The following is a 16,580-nucleotide window of genomic DNA, read 5'->3' as shown; positions in this document are numbered from 1 at the left end:
TCTAACAGTATTCGGCGCACACTTCATGAGGAAGCGGCGTTGCCTTCATCTGGATCATGTTTGTGCGCAGGTCGTTTTCAATGTTCTGCTGGCATTCGCAGCACCGGGTCGCCCCAGGTGCGGCCATGAGGCGGGCAAGGGGAATATCCTCGCCGCATTCTTCGCAGCGGCGGGGGCCGCCGTGCCGCAGAAGCGCCACAAGGCTCTGGATTTCACGGATGCGCTGGGAGCTGCGGCGGGCGCTGCAATGGGCTATGTGGGCCGCCTCAAGATGGCTGGCCGCGTCCAGTTCGTCCGCGCAGTGCTGAGCCTGAAAAACATCGCGCAGCAGGGTGAGACGGTGCATTTCTTCGTTCAGTTCGCCCTGAAGACGCTGCAAAGTGTGCAAATTGTCCATGTCTGCCTCCTCCGGAGAATTTCCGGTGGTTGAACTGTTGCTCTTGGGGCATCATGAACGGTCTGGTTTGCGGTACGGTGACGCCCAGGTGAATTTGTGCGTCATGTTGGCGGCAAAGTTGTGGAGGGAAATCGCTGGAGGGGTGGCAGCTAGGGCCGGGGGTGGGCGACCCATGCAAAAAAGCCCGCCCCGCATTGCGGGACGGGCTTTATATCAGGCTTTGTCGGCGGATTCCCGCAGCGGCCTACTTGTCGCAGAAGGACAGAAAGTAGCTGTGCATGCGCGTGTCTGGCGTAAGCTCGGGGTGGAAGGACGTGGCCAGAATATTGTTCTGACGCACGGCTACCGCCTGACCGTTAACCTCTGCCAGCACCTTTACGCCCGCGCCCACGCCGGTAATGACAGGAGCGCGAATGAAAACCGCCGGGAGGGGGTCTGCCCCGATCTCGGGTATGCTCAGATTGGTTTCAAAGCTGTCCACCTGCCTGCCAAAGGCGTTGCGGCGCACGGTGGCGTCAAGCACGCCCAGGCGTGGCTGGTCTGAGTTTTCAATGTCGCGGCACAGCAGTATAAGCCCGGCGCAACTGCCGTAAACGGGCATGCCGTCGAGTATGCGCTGGCGCAGGGGCTCAAGCATGTTCCATTCGTTAAGCAGTTTGCCGATGGTGGTGCTCTCGCCGCCGGGAATGATCAGGGCATCAATGCCCTCAATATCCTTGAGCTGGCGCACCTCGCGGGCCGTCGCACCAAGGCTGGCAACAGCGGCCACATGCTCGCGAAAGGCTCCCTGAAGAGCCAGAACGCCTACGCAAAGCTGCGACATTACCAACCCCGTTCCTGCATGCGTTCGGCAGAAGGAATGGTGGAAATTTCAATGCCCACCATGGGTTCGCCCAGATCGCGGGAGATTTCGGCCAGCATGGCGAAATCATTGTAGTTGGTCACGGCCTGCACAATGGCCTTGGCGCGCTTGGCCGGGTCGCCGGACTTGAAGATGCCGGAGCCGACGAACACGCCGTCGCAGCCGAGGTGCATCATCATGGCGGCGTCAGCGGGGGTGGCGATGCCGCCAGCGGCAAAGTTCACCACGGGCAGGCGGCCTTCCTTGCGAACGGCGTAGCACACTTCAAGAGGAGCGCCGATTTCTTTGGCGTAGTTGGCAACTTCGGCTTCGGGCAGGCTGCACAGCTTGCGCACGTCGTCCATAACCTGACGGCAGTGGCGCACGGCTTCAACCACGTTGCCGGTGCCGGGTTCACCCTTGGTGCGGATCATGGCTGCACCTTCGGCGATGCGGCGCAGGGCTTCGCCCAGGTTGCGGCAGCCGCACACGAAAGGCACGGTAAAGTCGCGCTTGTCGATATGGTACTTGTCGTCAGCGGGGGTGAGCACTTCACTTTCGTCAATGTAGTCGGCGCCCATGGCCTCAAGGATGCGGGCTTCAACAAAATGGCCGATACGGGCCTTGGCCATGACGGGAATGCTCACCACTTCCATGATGCGCTTGACGATGGTGGGGTCGGCCATACGGGCCACGCCGCCTGCGGCGCGAATATCGGCAGGTACGCGTTCCAGGGCCATGACTGCGCAGGCTCCCGCTGCTTCGGCGATTTTAGCCTGTTCGGGAGTGGTGACGTCCATGATCACGCCGCCTTTGAGCATTTCAGCAAGGCCTGTCTTCAGGCGGATGGTGCCCTGTTCCATATCTTTCTACTCCTTCTGAGCCGGAGGCCGGCTGGTGATGATGTCTGCATGCCGCACATGTGGCGGCTTTGCTGGCGTGGTTATATGCGAATACGCCGGGCCTGACAATATGATGCTGCATGCGTGACCGTGGGCAGTGCGGCGCGAGCGCCCCGGGCCTTGGCCGCAGCCGGGGAACTTCGCTTGAAAATACGTAGTGCCTCGGCTGCTGCGGCAGGGCCGCATGGCTGCCCGGTTATGGAACAGAGCGTTTGCTTGGCCGCCGGGCTAGGCCCAACTTTTGCGGAAGGTGTCCTCGTATGCGAACAGAGCCGGAGACCCCCCAGTGTGCAGGAAAAGGACATTACTGCCTGTGGGAAACATGCCCTTGCGGACAAAATCGATGAGGCCAGACATGGCCTTGCCGGAATACACGGGGTCAAGCAGGATGCTCTCTGTGCGGGCCAGCAGGGTTACCGCTTCGGCCATGGCGGCCGTGGGCAGGGAGTAGCCGGGGCCAACGTAATCGTCGTAGGCCACTACGGTTTCGCGCGGGATATTGACGACCACGCCGATGAGGTCGGCGGTTTGGCGCATGAGGTCGAACACGGCCTGCTCCTGCACTGGTTTTTTGCGGTTAACGCCGATGCCCGTCACAGGGATGTTCATATTGCAGGCCAGCATGCCCAGCAAAAAACCCGCGTGCGTACCGGCGCTGCCGCTGGGAACAATCACGTGGTCAAAGTTGCAGCCCTGCTCAAACATCTGTTGCTGCAGCTCTTGGGCGCACTGCACATAGCCCAGCGCCCCGATGCTGTTGGAGGCTCCCCCAGGTATTATGTACGGCTTGCGGCCAGCGGCGGCCAGTTTGTCTGCGAGTTTCTGCATTTCCTGCAACATGGGGCTGCCACCGGGGACAATCGTGACCGATGACACCCCAAGCATCTGGAAGAGAAAGTTGTTGCCCGAAGACTGGGGATCATAACTGCCCGGCACGCGTTCTTCGAGCACAAGGTGGCAGTCGAGCCCTTCTTTTACCGCCCAGGCCAGGGTAAGGCGGCAGTGATTTGACTGCACCGCGCCGCAAGTGATGATGGTGTCGGATCCCTTGGTCAGCGCGTCGGCGATGCAGAAGTCGAGCTTGCGGGTTTTGTTGCCGCCGCCGGTGCCGGGGAGGGTGTCGTCCCGTTTTATCCAGATGTTGACCTTTCCGCCCAGAGCTTTGCTGAAAGCCGGAAGGGGCTCTACTGGTGTAGGCTGTTTGACGTAACCGCGGCGGGGAAACTGTGCAAGGTTCATACAAATACTCCTTGGTTGCAGGCTCATGCAGCCTGTTAGCTATGTGAAGGCCATAGGGGTCTGACACCCTTGGCCGTATCCACAATGTTTTTTGCCAGAATGTCGGCAGCATCCACTGTAGGGAGGCCGTAATGACCGCTGATGATGCCAAGCTCGGTGCAGGCCACGGCAAGCGCCTGCGCCCCGCGGCTTTTGACGTGGGCGGCTATCTCCGTCAGAGCGGCGCGCGCGTCGGCCCCGGTGTTGCCGGCCTTGACAGTTTTGATGACGTTGAGGAGCTTCTGTTCCTCCTCTGGCGAGGCAAAAACGGGCTTGATGCCGTGCTCAGCGCATGGGCCGTCATACAGGTGCGTCAGCCGTACAGCCGGGGACGCCAGAATGCCGAGTGCGTTTACCCGCGGGCGCTGCCGCGCCACAGCCTCCACGGTCAGCTCAATCATGTTCAAAACTGGAATACGCACGGCATCGCGCACCGCACCGTAATAGTTGTGGGCCGTGTTGCAGGCGATGCACAAAAAATCTGCTCCCCAGGCCTCAAGCTTGCCCGCCATTTCGGCCATGCACGGGCCGGGGTCTTCGCCGCCGCCTTCAAGCAGGGCCTTGATGCGCGAGGGAACCTTGGGATTGTTGTCCACGATGCAGCGCACGTGGTCTATGTCGTCCCGCGCATCGGTGCGGGCGATAATGCGGTGCAGAAGGTCCACGGTCGCCTCTGGCCCCATGCCGCCCAGAATGCCGACAATTTTTTCCTGCTTGGTGTTCATCAGGTTCTCTCCATGCTTTCGCGGGTGTCGCTGTCGGCAAGATGCCCGCCGCCAAACTTGTTCAGAACAATGCAGGCAACCGTATTGCCGTAGACGTTGATGAATGTTCTGCCCATGTCCATAAAGCGGTCCACGCCCGTGATGATGCCTATGGCTTCAACAGGCAGGCCCAGCGTCTGGCAAAGAACCGCTATGACCACAAGAGCGGCGGCGGGTACGTTGGCCGTGCCCTTGTTGGCAATGAGGGTTGTTATGAGAATGGTCAACAGTTGTGGACCGTCCAGGTGCAGCCCGTACAGCTCGGCCAGGAAGGTGATGGCCAGCGACTGGTACAGGGCCGCGCCGTCCAAGTTGAAACTGTAGCCAAGCGGAATGACGAATGACACAACCCGTTTGGGAATGCCGCTACGCTCCAGTATCTCCATATGCACGGGTAGAGTTACTTCTGAGGAGCAGGTGGTGAAGCCAAGCAGCAACGGCTCAAGGATTTTTTTTGTCGTCTCCATGGGTGAGACGCCCATCAGCTTGACAATGATCATAAATATGCAAACGAGAATGACAATGCCAATGTAAAATACTCCGATGAGCTTGCCCATAGCCAGCAACAGGACAGTACCTTGCGAGGCGATGGCCCAGGCGATGATGGCGGCCACAGCAAGAGGCGACGTCGCAACAACGCCCTTGGTCATCTTGAACATGGCTTCAAGAATGCCCTCCATGCCCGCAATGACGCATTCGCCTTTTTTACCAACCATGCCGATGCACAGCCCGAAGCATATGGCGAAGAAGATCACCGGAATAAGTTTTTGATTGGCCGCAGCCATGATGATGTTGTCGGGTATGATATCGAGGAAAAATCTCGTCCAGTCTATGTGCGAGGCCAGATTGGCGGGTACTGTATCCGTAAATTCAAGCTCCACGCCCTGCGCTGGGTGAAAAAAGTGGTTGAGGGTTATGCCGGTGACGATGGCGAATCCGGTTGCCGTGTAAAACCAGAGAAAGGCCAGCCCGCCGAGCCTGCCCAGCTGTTTTATATCCTTGCTCATCTTGCTTATGCCAAGGCTGATGGCGCAGAACACCAGAGGGATGACGATCATCTTGATCGCCTTGATAAAGGCAGTGCCGATGGGCTGAAGGGTTTTGCCGAAATCCGGCCATGCAAAGCCGATGACGGCTCCGACGACAAGTCCCGTCAGAATCTGTGCATACAAAGGAATTGACCGCTTTGCGCGTGGTGTACCCATATGCGTCCCCAGAGGTTAAGATGTTCGGATCAATCTTTTCCTTACCGCCTTATCCGTTCTCGATCTGCGGTCCACAGATCGTTTGCTCAATAATCAGGGGGGAGGCTGCTGTGCACATGCGTGTCTGCAGCCTTTTTGGATTTCCTTTTTGTAAAATGTTAAATGTTAACATTTTTTGAAACTGTGATTAGTTTTGCGGAGATCGTCAAGGGTAAAATTTCACAATTTACATAACAATATAAAATTAAACACTTTTATTTTTATATGTGGGGCGAATGCAGATGCGCGAGCGGCTTGACCGCCGGGCTGCGCGGGGCGGTTATGGCTGGGCCTCGACGGTTTGCGGCTTTTTGCCCCCTCGACCCAGGCCAGCAACTCTGCTAATTGAACAGAACGGCAGGGCCTTGTGCCCGCATCGCCCCTACGTCTGGCGCAGCAGGCGTTTCCCTTTTCGAAACCATGTTCAGTCAACACATGAAAGCCAATCTCTGCACAACATACAGCGCCCAGGTTATTGCGCATATTAAGGAAAGCCTGCTCAGTGGCGTGCTCAGGCCCGGCGATCCTGTCCGGGAGGCGGCGCTTGCCGAAAAGCTGGGCATCAGCCGTGGGCCAGTGCGCGAGGCAGTTCAGGCACTGGCGCTTGAGGGCCTGGTGAGCAACTTGCCGCAAAAGGCAAAATACATACGGCGCATGAGCGCCAAAGAAATTGAAGACAGCTACTGCATGGGCGGAACACTCGAGGGCGCGTGCATTGTGCGTTCGCTGCCCTTTATGGACGATGCCGCCATGCGCGAGCTGCGCGAACGGTTTCAGCAGATAGAAGATCAGTGCCGCCATGCCTCCGGCCTGTCTGCCCTGAGCGATGTGGACGACGCTTTTCACAACGCTCTGATGTCGCGTTGCGACAACAAGTTGATGGTAGACACGGCGCGCAAGTCGTGTTGGCATATTTCAAAGTTTCTGTACTACAAGATATGGGACAAAATTTTTACGCCAACCGAATTTTTAAAGCGCCACCTCCTTATTCTTGAGGCTGTGGAAAGCCGCGATGCCCAGCGCATTGAAACCGTGCTGCGCGAGCACTATGCGGAATCGGGGCGGCGCTTTGGTGCTGTGGTGGCGGCGGATGACGCGGCGATGTCCAGAGAGAAAAAAGGCGCACCGTCCCGGCAGCGACAAAAACAGGTCGAAATCTATAGTGAAGAAACCGCTTGAAGCGTGGCTTGCGCATCGGGCTTCCTCTGGCTATGCTTAAGGACTCAAAAGGAAGTATGATGACAGAAAGTTTCCCCATTCTTTTGCCATTGCTTCGCGGCCCACTGCCTTTGCACGCTTTTGAAGCGTCCGCTCAGTCCGGCCAGGCCTCTGCCGCCGGAAAAGGATCAGACCCACACTGGGCTGGCGCTTTGCGCCTGTGGCCCGGTCTGCCTGATGCGCCTGCCGAAGGTTTTTTTTGCCCGGATACCTATCCCTTTTCACCCCGCGAGGCCGTGGCCTGCCTTGGCGATCTGCAACAGATGGGCGATGCGGCCCTTTCCGGCCTGCCGGTTGGCGCGGCTGCCGCTGGCAACGCGCGCGCCGCGCGCCGCAGTTCAGAAATGGCCATGCTCTCCAGCCTTGAAAAATCTGATGGCGATGCCGCAGCCGCTCTGGCGGCAGAGGCGGCCCGCAAGGATCTGATTGCGCGCACTCAGGCGCAGAAGACCCTGCTCTGGGTCTGGCAGCAGGAGGAAAGCCTGGCTGATCTGGCGGAGCTGACAGCGAATTTTGCCCAAAATGCAGGCAGTCTGACAGCTTCTCTGGGTGTTGACCCGGATGACGACCTGCCCGGACTGACGCCGGATGCGCTTACGGGCGATCTGGTGCGCCTTGGTTCGCCCATTGCTCTTGATACTGGCCTTGTGCCGCCGTGGCGGCTGGTGACGGCCAACGCGCTCTATTTTGTGCCGCCCCATGCGCCTATTATTATTGAAGGGGCCATGCGCGAGGACGTGCTGGATATGCTGGATTTTGCCCCGGCCCCAGAACATCAGGGCCTGCTTGGCGCGCCGGAATCGGCCTCCGCAGGCGCGCCGCTGCCCGTGGTGGTAGAAGCCCGCGCCCCGGCCTGGAAGCTGCTTGGGCATACCCGCCCCACAGGGCAGCCGCCGCTTGATGCGGAGCGGGTGTGGATCACCTGGAGGGCCGGAGCATGAGCAGCCCGCAGCCGCTCACTGCGCAAGGTTTGTTCCCGCATGGCATTTCTGGCGTTATCTTTGACTGCGATGGCGTGATGATTGATTCGCGCGAGGCGAACAACATCTTTTACAATCGCGTTCTCGCCTGGTTTGGCCTGCCGCCCATGACCATTGAACAGGAAAACTACTGTTTCATGGCTACATCGCGTCAGGCCCTGCTGCATATAGTGCCGCCAGCTCTGCACGGACAGATCGACCATGTTATCCGACATGAGGTTATTTACCAGCGCGATATCGTCCCCATGCTGCGCTTACAGCCTGGTTTTATGGACTTTATCGGCAATCTGCGGAGCAGGGGGGTGCGCATGGCCGTGCACACCAACCGAAAGCTCGATGGAATACAAACGGTTCTGGACATTTTTTCCCTGCCCTCCTATTTTAATCCTGTGGTCGCGGCGGATACAGCCGCACCCAAGCCTTCGCCCGAGGGTACGCGGCATATATGCGCCGCGTGGCAATGCCCTCCGCAACAGGTGCTTTTTGTTGGCGACAGCGAGCACGACAAGGAGGCAGCCCGGGGGGCGGGCGTGATATTTGCCGCTTTTAATGGCGGCCCGTTACGGGGAGAGATTACGGCGGCGGATTACCCCGGTCTGCACAATGCGCTGGCCGCAGTGCTGCCGCCTGTTTCCGGCCTGTAAGGCCTGAACCCGTTGCGAATATAAAAGAAAGCCACGCTGGAGGGCGCATGATTGTTGTTGCCAATACCATGAGCGCTATTGCCCTGGTGCTCGGGTCTCTGCTTAGTCTTTATTTCTGGATTGTCATCATCGCGGCGGTGCTCACGTGGGTGCGCCCCGATCCGTACAATCCTATTGTGCGCACCCTGCGCACGCTTACGGAGCCTGTGTTTTACCGTGTGCGCAAATGGTTGCCGTTTACCTATTCAAGCGGCATGGATTTTTCGCCCGTGGTGGTGCTGCTGGCTATTGAGCTGTTTAACCGGATTGTCATCACCTCGCTGGCCCAGTATGCGATGACGCTCCATTAAAAGAACTGGCGCCGCCGGAGGACTGATTTTTTCATATGCTCCATGCGGATGTCTGAGAATCCGCGCCAGGAGAATAAGCCCATACGACTTGTAGCCGCGCTGCACAAAGCCACAACGGCGCAGCGGCACAGCCGGGCCGATCCCTTGAGCAAAAGCCTCAGTTGATGCGCAGGCAACAGCCTATGAACATCTAACAATGGAGATTTCTTATGGATCAGCAAGAACTGGAACTGCTGGAAAAGTACGCTACCACTGATCCGGAGCTGAAATCCCTTTGGGAAGATCACGTGCTCTACGAAAAACAGGTGGAAAAGCTCGAAGGCAAGGCCTTCCGTTCGCCCACTGAAGAGCAGACGCTCAAGCAATTGAAAAAGCAGAAGCTCGAAGGAAAAACCCAGCTCATGGCCGTTCTTGATCGTCTGAAGAAACAAGGATAGCCGGGCTTTTTTTTAAGGAGTCGGACATGGAATGTACTGGTGCGCAGATTCTCCTTGAGTCCATGAAGCGAGAGGGCGTGGATGTGCTGTTCGGTTATCCGGGCGGTGCGGTCATTGATATTTATGATGAACTACCGCGACATCCCGAGCTACGCCATGTGCTGGTACGGCACGAGCAAGGAGCTGTGCACGCGGCTGACGGCTATGCCCGTGCCTCGGGCAAGACCGGCGTATGCCTGGTCACCTCGGGGCCTGGAGCTACCAATACGGTCACGGGCATAGCCACAGCCTACTCCGATTCCATTCCTCTGGTGGTGTTTACCGGGCAGGTGCCCACCCAGCTGATCGGCAATGATGCCTTTCAGGAAGTGGACATCGTGGGTATTACCCGGCCCTGCACCAAGCATAATTTTTTGGTCAAGGACATCACAAAACTGGCGTTGACCATCCGTCAGGCTTTTTACCTTGCACGCTCGGGCCGTCCGGGTCCGGTGCTGGTGGACCTGCCCAAGGACGTCATGCAGAAGCGGGCGGAATTTGTCTGGCCTGAAGACGTCTACATGCGCAGCTACAACCCCACCTACAAGCCTAACCTGAACCAGTTGCGCCGCTCGGTGGAAGAACTGGCAAAGGCCGAGCGTCCGGTGATTCTGGCGGGCGGCGGGGTTATTCTGTCCAACGGGGCGGAGGCCCTGACGAGCCTTGCGCGCAAGCTGAACATACCCGTTACCTGCACCCTCATGGGGCTTGGGTCTTTTCCGGCCACAGACCCCCTGTGGCTGGGCATGGTGGGCATGCACGGCACCTACGCGGCCAACCTTGCCATCAACAATTGCGATGTGCTGATGTGCGTGGGCGCGCGCTTTGACGACCGCGTTACTGGCAGGCTGGCGGCCTTTGCGCCCAAGGCCCGCATTGTGCACATCGACATTGACCCCACGTCCATTCGCAAGAATGTGGAAGTGCATGTTCCTGTGGTTGGCGATTGCCGTCTGGCGCTGGAGGGCATTGCAGAAATCTGCGAGGCCAAGCTGGAAAACAAGGACTGGGCTGGCGAACATGCCGCCTGGATTGCCGCCGTGGCCGAATGGAAGGCGAGCAAACCCCTGTGCTACCAGTGCAACGGCAATATCAAGCCGCAGTCGGTCATTGAGGCCCTTTACGACATCACCGGCGGCGATGCCATCATCGCCACCGAGGTGGGCCAGCACCAAATGTGGGTGGCCCAGTTCTATTCGTTCACCAAGCCGCGCACCCTGCTGACCAGCGGGGGCCTCGGCACCATGGGCTACGGTTTTCCCGCTTCGGTGGGGGCGCAGTTTGCCTTTCCGGATAAAAAGGTCATTGCTGTGGCAGGCGACGCCTCGCTGCAGATGAACATTCAGGAGCTGGCAACCGTGGTGGCCAACAAGCTGCCTATCAAGGTCGTCATTCTGAACAACCGCTATCTGGGCATGGTGCGGCAGTGGCAGGAGCTCTTTTACAACAACAACTACAGTTCCACCAACATGGAAGCCCAGCCCGACTTTGTGAAGCTGGCCGAGGCCTACGGGGCCGAAGGCTATCGCATTGAAAAGGCTGAAGACATGCGGGCCGTGCTTGAAAAGGCCCTTGCTTCGCCCAACCCTGCCTTCATTGACGTGGTGGTAGAGCGCGAAGAAAACGTGTACCCCATCGTGCCCGCCGGTGCGGCGCTTGATGAAATGTTGCTGGTGTAAGGGAGATGGCTATGCAACGACATGTGCTTTCCGTGCTGGTGGAAAACGAACCCGGCGTGCTTTCCCGCGTGGCTGGCCTGTTCAGCGGTCGCGGCTTCAATATTCATTCGCTCAATGTGGCCCCCGCCCTGGAAGAGGGCGTTTCGCACATGACCATCACTACCGATGGCGACAGTCTTATTCTGGAGCAGATCATGAAGCAGCTCCACAAGATTGTTTCGGTCATCAAGGTGGTGGATTTTGCGGATATTCCCGCTGTGGCGCGTGAAATGATCTTTGTCAAAGTGCAGGCAGAAGGCCCCATGCGGGGCGAAATTCTGCGAACTGTTGAAATATTCCGCTGCAAGGTGGTTGATGTAAGCCCCAATGAGATGACCATCGAGGCCACTGGCGATCAGAACAAGCTGGACGCCATCATCAGCCTGCTGCAACGGTTTGGAATCAAGGAACTGGCGCGCACAGGCGCAGTTGCCATGCGTCGTTCCAAGAAAACGGATTAGGGTTCCGGGACGCGAAGTGCGGCTTTTTGCCGGGGTGTTTGGCACAAAGCACCTCGCCAGGCATGGCTGCCCCGCGCGTAAAGAATCCGGTCGCGCGGCCTTGCGCCGCGAGATTATAGGAGCGTTAGCCCGTGAGCGTGTCAATGACCCACAAGGTCTCCTTGACAGCGCGCATGAGGTCGGGGTGGTGAGTATATCCATTCAAACCAGCCCGGGTCATTGGCAAAGCGTCCCACAGGCGGCCTTGCCCGCCGTATCCAGTTGGCCCCCCTCTGTCCTTCCCGCAAGGGCGGGAAGGAATGTTTTTTGTCTAACCATGAGTGATCTCAGAGGATGTTCAGATGAAAGTTTATTACGATCAGGATGCAGACCTTAATTGTTTGAAAAACAAGACCGTGGCCATCATCGGTTATGGCAGTCAGGGCCATGCCCATGCCCAGAATCTGCGTGATTCCGGCGTCAAGGTTGTGGTGGGTCAGCGCCCCGGCGGCGCCAACTACGAGTTGGCCAAGGAGCACGGCTTTACCCCCGTGTCTGCTGCCGAGGCCGCCGCTCAGGCCGACCTGATCATGATTCTGCTGCCTGATGAAGTGCAGGCCTCCGTGTACGAAAACGACGTGAAGCCCCACCTGACCAAGGGCAAGGCCCTGTTGTTCGCCCACGGCTTCAACATCCACTTCAGCCAGATCCAGCCGCCCAAGGATGTGGACGTGTTCCTCATCGCCCCCAAGGGCCCCGGCCATCTGGTGCGCCGCACCTTCACCGAAGGCGGCGGCGTGCCCTGCCTCGTGGCCATTCATCAGGACGCCACCGGCGAAGCCCTCAAGATTGCTCTGGCCTATGCCAAGGGCATCGGCGGCGCCCGCTCCGGCGTTATTGAAACCTCCTTCCGTGAAGAAACCGAAACCGACCTCTTTGGCGAACAGGCCGTTCTTTGCGGCGGCGTTTCCGCCCTCATCAAGGCCGGTTTTGAAACCCTGGTGGAAGCCGGTTATCAGCCCGAAATGGCTTACTTTGAATGCATGCACGAAATGAAGCTCATCGTTGACCTTATGTACGAGGGCGGCCTTTCCCGCATGCGTTACTCCATCAGCAATACCGCTGAATACGGCGATTACGTCACCGGCCCCCGCCTGATCACCGAAACGGTGAAAAAGGAAATGAAGGGCGTGCTCAAGGATATCCAGAGCGGCGTGTTTGCGCGTAACTTCATTCTTGAAGCCCGCGCCAAGTACCCCATGTTCCTCACCACCCGCCGCAACGAATCTGAACATCAGATCGAAAAGGTGGGCAAGGAACTGCGCGGCATGATGTCCTGGCTCAAGAAGGACAAGAAAGACTAGTTCCGCTGTTTCAAGCGCTGGCTGAAAGCGCTTTGTTGGGGCTTTTCGCGGTATTTCCGTGAGAGGCCCCAATTTTTATACCTGCTGAAAATCATAAAGCCGATTCCTTTCAAAGGGCCAGCCCGTAGAGGATTGGGACGCAGCCGACATTATTTCAGACAGGCAGGGGATGTTGTCATACTAAATTGATCAATTTTATCGACTTCTGCATGTTGCAAAAATAATTACTGTTTGCCACAATCAGGCCATACAGCTTGTATATAAAGTTGTTGTCTTCCATGCGCCGGAGCATCCTGCGGGCTGCATCGGTGTGCCGTATTTTACGGGCATGGCCTTTCCGCTTTTGGTTTGTTCATGTGTACATTGCTTCCCGCCTTTGCCTTGCGACCGCCCATTTACGCAGCCAGTTACGCTGGTATGACCTGCCCTGGCATTGTGCCCGCGCGGTACTTTTTTGCGCCCCGCGCCTGCTCCAACAGCGCGCGCCTGCGCAGGAGAGTTGACGCGGCTTTTCGGCGTGTCGGTTTGTACCGTGATTTTTCAGGAGATTAAGACGTGCTCAGAAATTTCAGCATCAGTCAGCGGATTATCTTTTTTGTCATCATCATGATCGCCCTGATTATTTCCATCGCGGGCCTGTCCGTACGCATGACGGAAGGCGTCATTGCTGACGGCACGGCACTTGCCAAGGAAATGCTGCTCGACTCCCAAAGGGCGCGCATCAAGGATATCACGCACTCCCAGGCGCTTGGTCTGGCAGCCATGACGCAAGGCCAGCCCGAGGCCGAGCAGTTGCGCACCATCGCGCAGTATGTGGACAGCGCCCGGTTTGAGGATGACAGCTCCGGGTATTTTTATGTGTACAAGGGCACGGTCAGTGCTGCCCACCCCTTGCAGAAGCAGCTGATCGGCAAGGATCTGGCTTCAACCGCCGACAGCAGGGGCGTTCACTATGTCAGTGAACTGTACAGGGCCGCGCAGCGCGGCGGCGGCTTTGTGGATTTTGTGTTTCCCAAGCCCGGCTCTGGCGACGTGTTCAAGCTGGGCTATGCGGAAGCTATCGCGGGCACGCCCTTCTGGATTGGCACGGGCGTGTATATCGACAATGTGGACAAGGCCGAAAACCGACTCATCACCACCATGCGCTCCATCCTGCACAGCAAGCTGGCGATCTATGGCGGTGGTTTTTTGGCGGTTCTGTTGCTGGTGGTCTGCCCGCTTTCGTATGTGATGGTCGTGTCCATAACCCGGCCGCTGGCGGGCATAACCCGGCATGCCCGCGCTGTGGCGCAGGGCAACCTTGATGAAGAATTTGAAACAACCGGGCGCGATGAAGTGGCGACCCTGCAACAGGCCTTAAGCGCAATGGTTGTGAAGCTCAAGGAATTTATCGGTCAGGCCGAGGAGCAGAGCCGTCTTGCCGGAAAGGCCGCCAGTGAAGCCCAGCAGGCGCAGGCGGAAGCTCTTGAAGCCGAACTCAAGGCAAAGGATAAAACCGCTGCCATGCTCCAGGCTGCGGAAAGGCTGGAGCAGGTTGCCCAGGCCGTAAGCACTGCCTCTACCCAGCTCTCGGCCCAGATAGAGCAGTCGGACAAAGGGGCCGTGCATTCTGCCCAGATGCTTGCAGAGGCCGCGACAGCCATGAACCAGATGAACGCCAGCGTGCAGGAGGTGGCGCTCAGCGCCGCAACGGCATCTGCCTCGGCCAGCCAGACACGTGACCGCGCCCTGAGCGGAGCGGGCATTGTGGAAAAAGCCGTGCAGAGCATTGGTCATGTGCACGAGGTCTCGTTGCGGCTCAGGGATGGCATGGCCGAACTCAACGACCATTCGCAGGCCATTACGCGCATCATGGGTGTTATTTCCGATATCGCGGACCAAACCAACCTGCTGGCGCTCAATGCCGCCATTGAAGCTGCCCGCGCGGGCGACGCCGGGCGCGGTTTTGCCGTGGTGGCTGATGAAGTGCGCAAACTGGCGGAAAAAACCCTTGGCTCAACCCAGGATGTGGGCAACGCCATCAAGGCCATTCAGGAAAGCACGGCCAAGAACGTTTCGGATATGGACAGTGCCGTGGGGCAGGTGGAGCAGGCCACGGATTTTGCCAATCAGTCGGGCAAGGCTCTGGAAGAAATTGTGGCTACCGTTGAGGCTACCGCCAGCCAGGTGAACGCCATTGCCGAGGCCAGCGGGCAGCAGTCTGCCGCCAGCGAAGAAATCAATCATTCAATTGATGATGCCACACAGGTTGCCCACCAGACGGCAGAAGCCATGAATGAGGCTCAAAAGGCCGTGGCCGATCTGGCAGTTCAGGCCAGGGGGCTGGCCGAGCTGATTGTGGACATGAAAAACTAGGGGCTGTTTTTTTGCAACACTTAGGGGTCTCTGTGCGGTGCAAAGCCGTGCAGAGGCCCTCTTGCATTCAGGATGCGGAAGTGTTCTGGCGGGTCATCCGCCTGGTCATCCCGGTGTGGCGGCTATCTGCCCCCTTTCAATGCAGCCATTCCGCCCAGGCAATCTTAAGTCGCGTCACGCAATCTGGTATGTCTTCAAGGCGAATTTTGCCAAAACCCAGAAACAGCGTGTCCGGCGGGCATTCGGCCTTGTCCTGCCAGAACTGCATGGTGGGGTAGACGCGCACACCCTGCTCCAGGGCTTTTTTTATGAGCAGCTTCTGATCTGTACCGGCAAAAAAGCGCAAAAGAAAATACTGGCCGGTGCCGTTGCCTGTAATGCGCAGGCCCGATCCCAGGCGGGAAAATTCCTGAATGAACAGCTCAAGGCGGTTTTTGAACACATGGCTCAGACGGCGGATGTGTCTGTCGTACTGGCCGGTTTCGAGCAGGCGGCCAATGATGTACTGGTTCAGTACGGGGACGGTGCTGTTGTATTCGTCAAACATTTCGTGGAAGGCGGCGGCAAGCTGCGGCGGCAGAATCATGTACCCCATACGGATGGAAGGGGATATGCCCTTGGAAAATGTGCCAAGGTAGATGACCCGCGCTTCCGTATCGATGGATTGCAGCGAAGGAATGGGCTTGGAATAGTAGCGCATCTCGCTGTCAAAGTCGTCTTCAAGCACGTAGACGTTGTTGCTCTGCGCCCAGCGCAGCAGGGCATGCCTGCGGCCGATGGGGAGCGTGACCCCTGTGGGGAACTGGTGGGACGGCGTGGTGTAGATGGCAAAGGCCTGTGGCCTGTGGGGCAGGTCGGCCACTTTCAAGCCGTTATCGTCCACGGGCACGGTCTCGATAGGCAGGTGGTTGTTGCGGAACACGGCAGCCGCCTTGTTGAAGCCGGGTTCTTCCATCAGGATTTTCTGCCCGCGCTGAGCTGCTATTTTGCACAGATATTCCAGGGACTGCTGCAAACCGCAGGTTATGACGATCTGGTCTTCCGTGCAGTTCACGCCGCGAATGCGCTTGAGGTAGGCCAGCAGGTTTTTGCGCAGGTAGGGTTCGCCCTGCATGACCTGCAAGGCAGAGATTTTTTCTTCTCTCTCCAGCATCTCAAGGCATTCAAAGGTGTATTTTTTCCAGAGGCTTTTGGGGAAAAGATCAACGGTGTGGCTGCTGTTTGTCAGGTCGTAAATCAGGGGCTGCCCGTGCGCAAATGTTTCAAGCTGCGAGGGGCGTTGCGTAGTTTGCGGCGCTGCGTGCCCGGGTGACGCGGCTGGAGCGTCAATGCTGGGAACATGCTGCACCACAAAGCCCACACCCCTGCGGGCAGCTATGTAGCCCTCCGCTACCAGTTGACTATAGGCATTGTCCACAGTATTGCGGCTGACCCCCAGCATGGATGCCAGCATCCTGCTGCCGGTCAGAACTGTGCCTTCTGCAAGCGCGCCGCAGGCAATATCCTGCTTCAACTGGCTGTATATCTGCAAATACAGCGGCCCGGAGCCGTCCTTGCCCGTGCTGATCATGTCTGCTCCCAGGTGGCACCATAAAATATGTGTCATGTG

At 58.1% G+C, this 16,580-nt stretch carries 16 protein-coding genes; 9 read left to right on the top strand and 7 right to left on the bottom strand.

The features are described 5' to 3' along the window. Window position 1: 1 nt before the first annotated feature. The 6 genes from QZ383_RS05850 to QZ383_RS05825 form a co-directional block, all read right to left on the bottom strand. Window positions 2–397 carry a TraR/DksA C4-type zinc finger protein gene (locus QZ383_RS05850; RefSeq protein ID WP_291443837.1) on the bottom strand — a complete coding sequence of 132 codons (396 nt, stop codon included), beginning with the start codon at window positions 395–397 and terminating at the stop codon, window positions 2–4. A gap of 244 nt (window positions 398–641) precedes the next feature. Then, window positions 642–1,220: a pyridoxal 5'-phosphate synthase glutaminase subunit PdxT gene (pdxT, locus tag QZ383_RS05845; protein WP_291443835.1), complete on the bottom strand. Its 579-nt coding sequence runs from the start codon at window positions 1,218–1,220 to the stop codon at window positions 642–644. After that, window positions 1,220–2,101, bottom strand: coding sequence for a pyridoxal 5'-phosphate synthase lyase subunit PdxS (gene pdxS / locus QZ383_RS05840; protein WP_192113958.1), 882 nt, complete (start codon window positions 2,099–2,101; stop codon window positions 1,220–1,222). Before pdxS ends, pdxT begins: the two co-directional genes overlap by 1 nt. A gap of 267 nt (window positions 2,102–2,368) precedes the next feature. Beyond that, window positions 2,369–3,379 carry a D-cysteine desulfhydrase gene (locus QZ383_RS05835; RefSeq protein ID WP_291443833.1) on the bottom strand — a complete coding sequence of 337 codons (1,011 nt, stop codon included), beginning with the start codon at window positions 3,377–3,379 and terminating at the stop codon, window positions 2,369–2,371. 35 nt (window positions 3,380–3,414) lie between these two features. Continuing rightward, window positions 3,415–4,143, bottom strand: a complete 729-nt coding sequence (locus QZ383_RS05830; protein WP_291443831.1) for an amino acid racemase — start codon at window positions 4,141–4,143, stop codon at window positions 3,415–3,417. After that, the gene (locus QZ383_RS05825) at window positions 4,143–5,387 is read right to left on the bottom strand and encodes a dicarboxylate/amino acid:cation symporter (RefSeq protein ID WP_291443829.1); all 1,245 of its coding nucleotides are present in this window, start codon (window positions 5,385–5,387) and stop codon (window positions 4,143–4,145) included. The genes QZ383_RS05830 and QZ383_RS05825 overlap by 1 nt, the downstream gene beginning before the upstream one ends. A gap of 474 nt (window positions 5,388–5,861) precedes the next feature. Here QZ383_RS05825 and QZ383_RS05820 point away from each other — a divergent pair, with 474 nt between their 5' ends. The 9 genes from QZ383_RS05820 (at window position 5,862) to QZ383_RS05780 (ending at window position 14,971) form a co-directional block, all read left to right on the top strand. After that, a complete protein-coding gene (locus QZ383_RS05820; protein ID WP_291443828.1) occupies window positions 5,862–6,605 on the top strand; it encodes a GntR family transcriptional regulator in 744 nt (247 codons plus the stop codon). A 59-nt stretch (window positions 6,606–6,664) separates the two neighbouring features. Then, entirely contained in the window at window positions 6,665–7,585 is a 921-nt protein-coding gene (locus QZ383_RS05815; protein WP_291443826.1) for a hypothetical protein, read from the top strand. Continuing rightward, window positions 7,582–8,268 (top strand): HAD family hydrolase, encoded by a 687-nt coding sequence (locus QZ383_RS05810; RefSeq protein WP_291443825.1) that lies wholly within the window; start codon window positions 7,582–7,584, stop codon window positions 8,266–8,268. Before QZ383_RS05815 ends, QZ383_RS05810 begins: the two co-directional genes overlap by 4 nt. Window positions 8,269–8,315: 47 nt before the next feature. Next, window positions 8,316–8,618, top strand: a complete 303-nt coding sequence (locus tag QZ383_RS05805; protein ID WP_240824926.1) for a YggT family protein — start codon at window positions 8,316–8,318, stop codon at window positions 8,616–8,618. A 209-nt stretch (window positions 8,619–8,827) separates the two neighbouring features. Next, entirely contained in the window at window positions 8,828–9,055 is a 228-nt protein-coding gene (locus QZ383_RS05800) for a DUF465 domain-containing protein (protein ID WP_022659632.1), read from the top strand. Between the two features lie 26 nt (window positions 9,056–9,081). Next, window positions 9,082–10,773 (top strand): biosynthetic-type acetolactate synthase large subunit, encoded by a 1,692-nt coding sequence (gene ilvB, locus QZ383_RS05795; protein ID WP_291443822.1) that lies wholly within the window; start codon window positions 9,082–9,084, stop codon window positions 10,771–10,773. A gap of 11 nt (window positions 10,774–10,784) precedes the next feature. Next, window positions 10,785–11,273: an acetolactate synthase small subunit gene (ilvN, locus tag QZ383_RS05790; protein ID WP_022659634.1), complete on the top strand. Its 489-nt coding sequence runs from the start codon at window positions 10,785–10,787 to the stop codon at window positions 11,271–11,273. Between the two features lie 341 nt (window positions 11,274–11,614). Continuing rightward, window positions 11,615–12,616: a ketol-acid reductoisomerase gene (gene ilvC / locus QZ383_RS05785; protein WP_291443820.1), complete on the top strand. Its 1,002-nt coding sequence runs from the start codon at window positions 11,615–11,617 to the stop codon at window positions 12,614–12,616. Window positions 12,617–13,171: 555 nt separating this feature from the next. Continuing rightward, entirely contained in the window at window positions 13,172–14,971 is a 1,800-nt protein-coding gene (locus QZ383_RS05780; protein WP_291443819.1) for a methyl-accepting chemotaxis protein, read from the top strand. A 136-nt stretch (window positions 14,972–15,107) separates the two neighbouring features. Here the strand turns inward: QZ383_RS05780 and QZ383_RS05775 are convergent, their stop codons facing one another. Then, window positions 15,108–16,541, bottom strand: a complete 1,434-nt coding sequence (locus QZ383_RS05775) for a PLP-dependent aminotransferase family protein (RefSeq protein WP_291443818.1) — start codon at window positions 16,539–16,541, stop codon at window positions 15,108–15,110. Between the last annotated feature and the right edge of the window lie 39 nt (window positions 16,542–16,580).

The sequence above is a fragment of the Desulfovibrio sp. genome, assembly GCF_019422935.1.
Taxonomy (GTDB): Bacteria; Desulfobacterota; Desulfovibrionia; order Desulfovibrionales; family Desulfovibrionaceae; genus Desulfovibrio.
Note: the sequence above shows the minus strand (reverse complement) of the source record. Positions and strands in the feature narration are given on the sequence as shown.

What these genes read in the sequence shown, in the direction of transcription:
- QZ383_RS05850 (WP_291443837.1), bottom strand. Translation starts at nt 397, where the DNA reads ATGGACAATTTGCACACTTTGCAGCGTCTTCAGGGCGAACTGAACGAA.
- pdxT (WP_291443835.1), bottom strand. Translation starts at nt 1,220, where the DNA reads ATGTCGCAGCTTTGCGTAGGCGTTCTGGCTCTTCAGGGAGCCTTTCGC.
- pdxS (WP_192113958.1), bottom strand. Translation starts at nt 2,101, where the DNA reads ATGGAACAGGGCACCATCCGCCTGAAGACAGGCCTTGCTGAAATGCTC.
- QZ383_RS05835 (WP_291443833.1), bottom strand. Translation starts at nt 3,379, where the DNA reads ATGAACCTTGCACAGTTTCCCCGCCGCGGTTACGTCAAACAGCCTACA.
- QZ383_RS05830 (WP_291443831.1), bottom strand. Translation starts at nt 4,143, where the DNA reads ATGAACACCAAGCAGGAAAAAATTGTCGGCATTCTGGGCGGCATGGGG.
- QZ383_RS05825 (WP_291443829.1), bottom strand. Translation starts at nt 5,387, where the DNA reads ATGGGTACACCACGCGCAAAGCGGTCAATTCCTTTGTATGCACAGATT.
- QZ383_RS05820 (WP_291443828.1), top strand. Translation starts at nt 5,862, where the DNA reads ATGAAAGCCAATCTCTGCACAACATACAGCGCCCAGGTTATTGCGCAT.
- QZ383_RS05815 (WP_291443826.1), top strand. Translation starts at nt 6,665, where the DNA reads ATGACAGAAAGTTTCCCCATTCTTTTGCCATTGCTTCGCGGCCCACTG.
- QZ383_RS05810 (WP_291443825.1), top strand. Translation starts at nt 7,582, where the DNA reads ATGAGCAGCCCGCAGCCGCTCACTGCGCAAGGTTTGTTCCCGCATGGC.
- QZ383_RS05805 (WP_240824926.1), top strand. Translation starts at nt 8,316, where the DNA reads ATGATTGTTGTTGCCAATACCATGAGCGCTATTGCCCTGGTGCTCGGG.
- QZ383_RS05800 (WP_022659632.1), top strand. Translation starts at nt 8,828, where the DNA reads ATGGATCAGCAAGAACTGGAACTGCTGGAAAAGTACGCTACCACTGAT.
- ilvB (WP_291443822.1), top strand. Translation starts at nt 9,082, where the DNA reads ATGGAATGTACTGGTGCGCAGATTCTCCTTGAGTCCATGAAGCGAGAG.
- ilvN (WP_022659634.1), top strand. Translation starts at nt 10,785, where the DNA reads ATGCAACGACATGTGCTTTCCGTGCTGGTGGAAAACGAACCCGGCGTG.
- ilvC (WP_291443820.1), top strand. Translation starts at nt 11,615, where the DNA reads ATGAAAGTTTATTACGATCAGGATGCAGACCTTAATTGTTTGAAAAAC.
- QZ383_RS05775 (WP_291443818.1), bottom strand. Translation starts at nt 16,541, where the DNA reads ATGATCAGCACGGGCAAGGACGGCTCCGGGCCGCTGTATTTGCAGATA.